The organism is Streptomyces sp., from assembly GCF_050698815.1.
In the GTDB taxonomy this organism is placed as follows: Bacteria; Actinomycetota; Actinomycetes; order Streptomycetales; family Streptomycetaceae; genus Streptomyces.
In genome coordinates this window covers 1-7,348 of the sequence record NZ_JBOHCV010000164.1, presented here as the reverse complement: position 1 = coordinate 7,348, position 7,348 = coordinate 1, and the positions used below count along the sequence as shown (strand labels likewise).

The 7,348-nt window shown below is 68.8% G+C and carries 13 protein-coding genes; 4 read left to right on the top strand and 9 right to left on the bottom strand.

Annotation, left to right across the window (positions count from 1 at the left end):
* Positions 1-166: 166 nt before the first annotated feature.
* The 3 genes from ACRDP3_RS06270 to ACRDP3_RS06260 all read right to left on the bottom strand — a co-directional run bounded on the left by ACRDP3_RS06270 (position 167) and on the right by ACRDP3_RS06260 (position 2,288).
* Positions 167-646, bottom strand: a complete 480-nt coding sequence (locus ACRDP3_RS06270) for a VOC family protein (RefSeq protein WP_431515818.1) — start codon at positions 644-646, stop codon at positions 167-169.
* Positions 647-768: 122 nt separating this feature from the next.
* Positions 769-1,410, bottom strand: a complete 642-nt coding sequence (locus ACRDP3_RS06265) for a hemerythrin domain-containing protein (protein ID WP_431515817.1) — start codon at positions 1,408-1,410, stop codon at positions 769-771.
* Positions 1,411-1,481: 71 nt separating this feature from the next.
* On the bottom strand, positions 1,482-2,288 hold the full coding sequence (locus ACRDP3_RS06260) for a methyltransferase domain-containing protein (RefSeq protein ID WP_431515816.1): 807 nt from the start codon (positions 2,286-2,288) through the stop codon (positions 1,482-1,484).
* A gap of 27 nt (positions 2,289-2,315) precedes the next feature.
* Here ACRDP3_RS06260 and ACRDP3_RS06255 point away from each other — a divergent pair, with 27 nt between their 5' ends.
* Positions 2,316-2,738, top strand: a complete 423-nt coding sequence (locus ACRDP3_RS06255) for a MerR family transcriptional regulator (protein WP_431515815.1) — start codon at positions 2,316-2,318, stop codon at positions 2,736-2,738.
* 76 nt (positions 2,739-2,814) lie between these two features.
* Here ACRDP3_RS06255 and ACRDP3_RS06250 read toward each other — a convergent pair whose 3' ends face one another.
* The 6 genes from ACRDP3_RS06250 to ACRDP3_RS06225 form a co-directional block, all read right to left on the bottom strand.
* On the bottom strand, positions 2,815-3,882 hold the full coding sequence (locus tag ACRDP3_RS06250; RefSeq protein WP_431515814.1) for a ParA family protein: 1,068 nt from the start codon (positions 3,880-3,882) through the stop codon (positions 2,815-2,817).
* On the bottom strand, positions 3,879-4,028 hold the full coding sequence (locus ACRDP3_RS06245) for an amidase family protein (protein ID WP_431515813.1): 150 nt from the start codon (positions 4,026-4,028) through the stop codon (positions 3,879-3,881). The genes ACRDP3_RS06250 and ACRDP3_RS06245 overlap by 4 nt, the downstream gene beginning before the upstream one ends.
* An 85-nt stretch (positions 4,029-4,113) precedes the next feature.
* Positions 4,114-4,776 carry an HD domain-containing protein gene (locus ACRDP3_RS06240; protein ID WP_431515812.1) on the bottom strand — a complete coding sequence of 221 codons (663 nt, stop codon included), beginning with the start codon at positions 4,774-4,776 and terminating at the stop codon, positions 4,114-4,116.
* 79 nt (positions 4,777-4,855) lie between these two features.
* Positions 4,856-5,065 (bottom strand): hypothetical protein, encoded by a 210-nt coding sequence (locus tag ACRDP3_RS06235; RefSeq protein ID WP_431515811.1) that lies wholly within the window; start codon positions 5,063-5,065, stop codon positions 4,856-4,858.
* The gene (locus ACRDP3_RS06230; protein ID WP_431515810.1) at positions 5,062-5,289 is read right to left on the bottom strand and encodes a hypothetical protein; all 228 of its coding nucleotides are present in this window, start codon (positions 5,287-5,289) and stop codon (positions 5,062-5,064) included. The genes ACRDP3_RS06235 and ACRDP3_RS06230 overlap by 4 nt, the downstream gene beginning before the upstream one ends.
* Positions 5,286-5,531, bottom strand: a complete 246-nt coding sequence (locus ACRDP3_RS06225) for a hypothetical protein (RefSeq protein WP_431515809.1) — start codon at positions 5,529-5,531, stop codon at positions 5,286-5,288. Before ACRDP3_RS06225 ends, ACRDP3_RS06230 begins: the two co-directional genes overlap by 4 nt.
* Positions 5,532-5,661: 130 nt before the next feature.
* Between ACRDP3_RS06225 and ACRDP3_RS06220 the strand changes: the two genes are divergently transcribed.
* From ACRDP3_RS06220 to ACRDP3_RS06210, 3 genes are all read left to right on the top strand, one after another.
* Positions 5,662-6,492: a helix-turn-helix domain-containing protein gene (locus tag ACRDP3_RS06220; RefSeq protein ID WP_431515808.1), complete on the top strand. Its 831-nt coding sequence runs from the start codon at positions 5,662-5,664 to the stop codon at positions 6,490-6,492.
* The gene (locus tag ACRDP3_RS06215; protein ID WP_431515807.1) at positions 6,489-6,704 is read left to right on the top strand and encodes a DUF397 domain-containing protein; all 216 of its coding nucleotides are present in this window, start codon (positions 6,489-6,491) and stop codon (positions 6,702-6,704) included. Before ACRDP3_RS06220 ends, ACRDP3_RS06215 begins: the two co-directional genes overlap by 4 nt.
* 115 nt (positions 6,705-6,819) lie before the next feature.
* The coding region (locus tag ACRDP3_RS06210) for an aconitase X (protein WP_431515806.1) at positions 6,820-7,348 on the top strand (529 nt) is incomplete at its 3' end.

Genomic DNA, 7,348 nt, shown 5'->3' with positions numbered 1-7,348 from the left:
GTGCTGCGGCGCGTGGGCCTGGTGGCCACGCGCCGCCACGGCAGGACCAGCCGGCACAGCCTCACTCAGCTCGGTGCGGAACTGCTGATGCAGTGCATGCCGTCCCCGTCACCGTCCCTGTCCGGTCCGGCCGGGTGAGCGGGACGGACCGGTCCCCCGCTGATGTCTACTCCCCCGCGTGCGCCTTCCGGACCGCGGCGACGTCGAGCTTCTTCATCCGGAACATCGCCTCGGTGGCCCGCTTCGCCTTCTCCGGGTCGGGGTCGCCGACCAGGTCGAAGAGTTCGACGGGAGTAACCTGCCAGGACACGCCGTACTTGTCCTTCAGCCAGCCGCAGGCCACTTCCTGGCCCTCTTCGGTGAGCTTGTTCCAGTAGTGGTCCACCTCGTCCTGGTCCTTGCAGCGGATCTGGAAGGAGATGGCCTCGTTGAAGGTGAACTCCGGCCCGCCGTTCAGTCCGACGAACTTCTGGCCGTTGATCTCGAACTCGACCGTCAGCACCGAGCCCGCGGGCCCCGGCCCGGCCTCGGTGTAGCGGCTGATCTTGCCGATCTTGCCGTCCTTGAAGATCGACAGGTAGTACTCCGCCGCTTCCTCGGCCTGCCCGTCGAACCACAGGCATGTGGTAAAGCCGTCACCGGTCATCGGTACCTCCAGGTGTGAGAGTCACCTGTACCGACCGGACTCGCGCCCGGAACTCATCGGCCCGCCGGCAGCGCTCGGCGGGCTACTGCCCGCTCCGCGCGGGACGCCCGCGAGGCGGGCCGTCAGGCGTGCTCGCCGAAGGCCCGCCGCTGCTGCCGCCGGAGCCTGCCGCGGAAGAGCCGTGCCACCGGCGGGACCGGGACGCCGCCCTTCTCCTCCGGACCCGCGACGGAGGCGAGCCACGGCGGCATGAAGCCGAGCGTCCAGCTGGGTGCCGTCTTGAGCATCCCGCGCTCGAGCTCCTTCCAGGCACGCTCGTCCAGCGCCGGAGCCAGCCGGCCGAGGAGCTCGTTCTCCTCGTCCTCGGCGTGCTGCTTCAGCAGCGCGTTCAGCTTCGCCGTACGTACGGCCAGCTCGGCGGCCGTCTCCCCGCCGGACGCCAGCCGCTCGCAGGCCCGCATGGTGGCGTGCAGGGACTCGGCGAGCTCCTCGTGTTCGGCCGTCATCATCGAGAGCGCCTCCTCATCCGCGCCCCGCTCCCGCAGCCGCGGCCAGAGGTACTCGTCCTCGCCCTCGTGATGGTGCTCGATCACCTCGAGCAGCCTGCCCGCGTAGGTGCGCAGCGCCGCCGTCCGGCTCTCGTCCGGCGTGTGCGCCAGCTGCTCCGCGGTGCGCTGCAGGCGGTCGAGATCCCGGACCATCGCCCGGTGTACGAGCAGCATGGTCTGGTGCCCCTTGGGCAGCGCGGCGATGGGTCGGCTCATATGCATGAACTCCCTACGGGGAAGGGCGGGTTCGGCGCCGCCCGCTGGACGCAGACCGAGCTGTCGTCAGATTAGCGGTGCCCAGGGGCGTCGGCGGCGGCCACGAACATCGGTACGGCGAGAAACAGGCGGCCGGAACCGGCGCGCGCTTCCTGTTCCGCGATCCACTGGTCGGCCCGGTGCCGCGTGACCGCTCCCACGGTGACGGCCGCCGCCGCCAGACCGTGGAGCACGGGCAGCATCGAGGCGTCCGTGGAGATCCCGGTGTGCGCTTCCACGGTCACGTTCCGGAACTCCGCGTCCAGCAGCAGGTTCCGGTACCGCCGGGCCGTACGCGGACCGGGGACCGCATCCGCGCGGGCATGCACGATGGTGCGGGTGAGCTCGGCGTCGTCCGAGTCGATGACGAAGGTGTCCCAGTCCTGTCCGAGCAGGACGACGCGCCCGTCGCCCGGCGCCAGCACGCGCGCCGCCTCCGCCAGGGCACGTGCCGGTTCGTCGAGGTTGTGGAAGACCTTGTCGGCCCGGTATCCGCGCACGGCGCCATCGGCGAAGGGCAGGTCGTACGCACCGGCCCACCGGAAGTCCAGGCCGGGGTGGCGTCGGCGGGCGGCCGCGAGCATCCCCTCGTCGATGTCCACACCGGTGGCGTTCGCGCCCGCGCCGGACAACTCCGCCACCGCACGCCCAGCGCCGCAGCCGACGTCCACGGCGGGCATGTCCGGGCCCATGCCCAGCAGTTCGTACGAGCGCTGCCGCAGCGCGCGGGCATCGGGCCGCTCGTCGAGCCGGTCGAGGATCTCGAGCAGCCCTCCGTCGGCATCGTCGGGCGCGTGGGGGCCGTCGGGCCCGGAATCTGTTCCCTGTTTCTTGACCATGCGCCCAGGCTCCGGCTTCATGTCGACATGAAGTCAAGCCAAGACGCGCGCCTGCCGGACCGGACACTGAGCGTCGGGGCGCTGGCCGAACGATTCGGCCTGGCCACCCACGTACTCCGGCACTGGGAAACCGTGGGACTGCTGCACCCCGACAGGGACCGCAACGGCCGTCGCCGCTACAGCCATCGCCACCTCGTCCAGGTCGCGGTGATCCTGCGCGCCAAGGAGGGCGGACTGTCGCTCGAGGCGATCCGCGACATGACGAACGCCCCGAACGGGGCGACGCGGCGCACCATGCTGATGGAACAGCGCGACGCACTGGCCCGCCGCATCGCGGGCCTGCGGAGGTCGCTGGACCTCATCCAGTGCGCACTGGACTGCGAGCACGAAGACATCACCGCATGCCCGAACTTCCAGCAGGCCGCGGGGATTCCGCCGGAGTTCCCATGAGCATGCGGCCCAGGACCGGCCAACACTTGCCCCGGTTCACCGGTCGGCGGGCAGGCTGGAACTCGGGGGGTACCGCTCAACCACTGCGCTCCCCGCCGCGGGCACCGGACCCGGTTCCCTCAGGCAGCCGCTCGAGCACCGCCTCGGCCAGGCCCCGGAACTCCCGGAAGCAGGTCTGGACGTACTGCTGCGCACTGCCCAGCGCCCCGTCTGCCGGTTTGAGGTCGAACATGGGCTTTCGCGCATCGTGAGCCAACGGCGTCAGGCTGCGATAGTTGCGCAGGGTGGCGATGCGATGGCTCGCGTCGTCCCGGGAAGGTGGCTGCTGGTCGAGCACCGCCGTGTTGAACACCCAGGGGATACGTTCCAGCCAGCGCTCGTACGCCTTCAACGGCCGGTCGAGACGCATCTCCGGCTGCATGATGACGTAGCCGAGCGGGGTCATGGCGGCGCGCGGCGCATGGAAGCCGTCGGGGATGCGGGGCAGTACCAGCTGCTGCCAGTCGTGCCGCCACGTACGCAAGGTGGGACCGAGGTTGGTCAGTCCCTTGAGCGAGAAGAGGTCGGCAGCCAGCGGCATCAGCACGGTGTCAGCCGCGATGAGCGCCGCTCTGTTGATGGCTCCGAGGTTCGGTCCCACGTCGAGGAGCACGATGTCGGCCTGCACAGAAGCTGTCACCTGAGCAACAGTCCGATGAAAGGCGGTGGTGGTACGGATCGCAGCGATGTCGCCGGCGAAGGTCCTGGACCATTCCATCGACAACTTGTCCTCGAACCGGCTCAGATCGAGACTGCCCGGCAGCAGCCACAGATCAGGCATGAGGGCAGCGGGTTCGACGGGCGCGATGTCGCCCGTCCCTTCAAGGATCGGCCGTACGGCGTCAGCGATGGTCTGTCCGGCGTGCACCCGGCTGAAGCCGGGTAGCGAAGGATGCGCTGCCCCCTGCTCGATGAGCTCCGAAGAACTGTCCTCCCAGAGCTCCTCGATCTCGCTCTCGTCCAGACACATCGAGGTCAGATTTGCCTGCGGATCGAGGTCGACGGCCAGCACCCGCAGCCCGAGCCGCCGGAACATGTGGGCAAGGTGGTAGGTCAGCGTCGTCGTGCCCACGCGGCTGTTGTTGAACAGCGCGATGGAGGTCATGATTCGGCGGTCGCGGCGACGGCCAGGAGGTCGGCTTCCCGGCCGTGCCGGGCGATCAGTTGCAGGCCGACGGGCTCGCCTGCGGTGGTGAGACCCGCGGGAACGCTGATCGCCGGGTGTCCGCTGACGTTGAAGGACCAGGTCACCGCGACACCGTGTTGTGTCCTGCTGCGCTGCCTTGGGCCAGAGTGACGCTGTGCAGCGGCGCCATACAGTGCGATGTCGCCCTGGTCACTCGTCACACCTGGGGGGCGCGCTTCTCGCCCAGCCACGCGCCTCGCCCTCGTCGATGAGGCGACGTCCGGCTTTCCACAGTGCGGAGGATGCGTCCCCGATCACTGCTTTGCGGGCTCGAACATCGTCGGCGGTAACGCCTGGGGTGCGCCACGTGCCACCGCGGGCCATCCAGTTAAGAAGAAGTGGCTGCAGCCGGTCCATGGCCTTGGCGAATCTGGCTTCGGGGGTGCGGCGTTCCTCGAACTCGTCCCAAAGGGTCCGCATGCGCTGAGCTTGATCCGTCGGCAGCAGAGAGAAGAGTTCGTCGGCGGCGACACCTTCCCGCTCCTGCTGGTCGACGCCCGCGGCACTGTCGTACAGGGGGGTGTCGCCAGCGTAGATCTCCACGAGATCGTGCAGCAGGACAAGCTGAATCGTGTGTCCTACGTTGATCGGCTGGTCGGAGTGTTCAGCGAGGATCGCGACCATCATCGCCAGGTGCCATGAGTGCTCTGCGTCGTTCTCGCGGCGGTCGGTCGCAGCGAGGGGCGACTGGCGAAGGATGATCTTGAGCTGGTCCACCTCTACGAGGAACGTGAGTTGGGCGCGCAGTCTTTCGTCGAGATCGTCGGGGAAGGGCGTCTTCTCAGCAAGCAGGCTCCGTCGTTCATCGCTCATGCGCTCATCGTGACACTCACAGCCCCGGCTCTACGGGCAATCGAGCGGCGCCAGCACCCTTCACCTCTCCGAAGCGCCGTCATCCGCTGGTCAACCTTCGCTGCCCGCTCGCCCGCGAGCAGCGGCCACAGTTCGATGAAGGCCCGGAGATGCCCGGATCGTCCCGTGCGATCCGGGACAGAGCCGCCGTGGTGACCTCGCGCGCCGACAGGCGGCCCGCATTGACCTCGGCGGCGATCGCCGATGCGGACCACGTGCCGTGGTCGTCGTTCGGGGTGGTGGGGCTCATCCGTTCCCTCCACGGCTGGCCGCGTTCACGGCAGCCAAGGTGGCGCGGACGCGTTCGGCGGTGGTCGCGGTACGGACGTGAGCGGGGTCGGCGTCCCATTCCCGGCCGCCGCGCACCGGGCGCAATTGGAGCCTGCCTCCTGACTGGTCCATGACCTCGCCGACCCGGCCCCGTTCCTCGTCGAAGACGACGGTGCCGTTCGTGGGCGGTGACGGCTCCGTCAACGGTCCGCCGCACCGTGCAGCGCGGCGGCGAGAGCGGCGGCGGTCTCCAGGTTGCAGCGGCCCAACTCGATCAGCGGGCGCGGGTCGACGGGGCTGCCGCACGAGGGCAGGTCGATGGACAGAGAGGGCAGGGTGATGCCGGCGGCCGTCAGGGCGTCCTCGAGCCGGACCACGGCACGGGTGGAGTCGCTGATGGCGTCGACGACACGGTCGTCGGGGAGTTCGGAGTGGAGTGCGTACATGGATCAGCCCTTCGGTGATGGCTCGAAGGTCGCCTGTTGTGACCTTTCACACTCATAGCGTCACCGAGTGCGGCTACGGTGAGTAGGGGGATCGACCCAGCAAGCAGTCTGCGAACAGGGGACGCCGGCCATGACCCAGCCCAAGGAACTCGACCCGTACACCTCTCCACGCGCTTTCTACGGGGCGGAACTTCGCCGACTGAGGGAGGCCGCCGGGCTGTCGCAGGACCAGTTGGGAGAGCGCGTCTTCTGCTCCGGCACGTACGTGGGGCAATTCGAGTCGGCCGTACGGCGGCCCCAGACGGACGTCTCCAAACTCTTCGACGACGTGCTGGGAAGCGGCGCCCACATCCAGCGCCTGTGCAAGCTCGCCCGCAGCTCGAAACACCCCGACTACTTCGCCGACGCCGCAGAATTGGAGAAGCTGGCCACCACGATCAGCGAGTACGCACCCATGCTGGTGCCGGGCCTGCTCCAGACCGAGGCCTACGCGCGAGCGCTGACCCGCGCCACGCTGCCGCTCGACCCCGAGGAAGAGATCGAGGCGCACGTACGTACGCGGCTCGACCGGCAGCGGCTGCTGGACAACTCAACAACGCCCCAGTTGTGGGCGGTCATCCACGAGACGGTGCTCCGCGTGCCGATGGGCGGGCCGACTGTCATGCGTGAACAGCTGCTTCACCTGGTTCAACTGGGACGTTCGCATCGCATCATCGTCCAGGTGCTCCCGTTCTCCGCCGCGGCCCATGCAGTGATCAACGGCATGGCATCGGGGATGGCATTCAGTGATGCACCGCCCGTGACGTACACAGAAGGCGCTGGCACAGGCCAACTCATCGACGATCCCTCATTGGTCGAGCAGAACCAGAAGTCATACGATCTCGTCAGGGCTGCCGCGCTCTCACCGGTCGCATCCCTGACCCTGCTCGAATCAGTGGCTGAGGACTACACGACACCATGAGCACTGCACCCGACCTGAGCACGGCGACCTGGCGCACGTCGTCCTACAGCGACGGTCAAGGCGGAAGCTGCGTCGAGGTCGCCGACGGCTTCGCCGGTGTCATGCCCGTCCGGGACAGCAAGGCCCCCGAGGGCCCCGCACTCGTCTTCCCGGCCGACCGCTGGACCGCGTTCGTCTCGGCGGTCAAAGACGGCGCGTTCCCCTCCATCTGACCAGCTCCGGGCCGACCTCACCCGCCAAGGCCGCGACGACTGGATCGCCGCGCTCGACCACTAGCCTTGGATGCGGCAAGTTTGACCGGCGACTGGCTCTGAGTAGGAGGTTGGGGTGTCACTCGAGCTCACAGCGGGGGACCGGGCGATGCTCGACGGGGAGGCCGGGGAGGCCTCGCGGTTCGCCATGCGGCTGCTGGTCGGCGTCGCCGAAGCCACCGCGGCAGCACGGCTGATCAGCGTGACATCCGCTCACCTCGTCGGCTGCTTCTACACCGGCACGGTCGGCCTGGACTACGCCCGCAGGCTGATCTCACAGGGCGCCCAGGTGCGGATTCCGACCACCTTGAACACCGGCGCGGTCGACCTGGTGCACGGCCAGGACCACTCCGACCCCCCGGAAGCGCGGGCCGCCCGTGAGCTGATGGACCTCTACCAGAAGATGGGTGCACGCCCTACGTGGACGTGCACCCCCTACCAGGTGGGTCACCGACCGGCCGTGGGCGAGCAGGTCGCATGGGGGGAGTCGAACGCGGTCGCCTTCGCCAATTCCGTCCTCGGCGCCAGAACCAACCGCTACGGCGACTTCGTCGACGTGGCGGCGGCGCTGACCGGACGTGTCCCGGACACCGGGTTCCACCGTC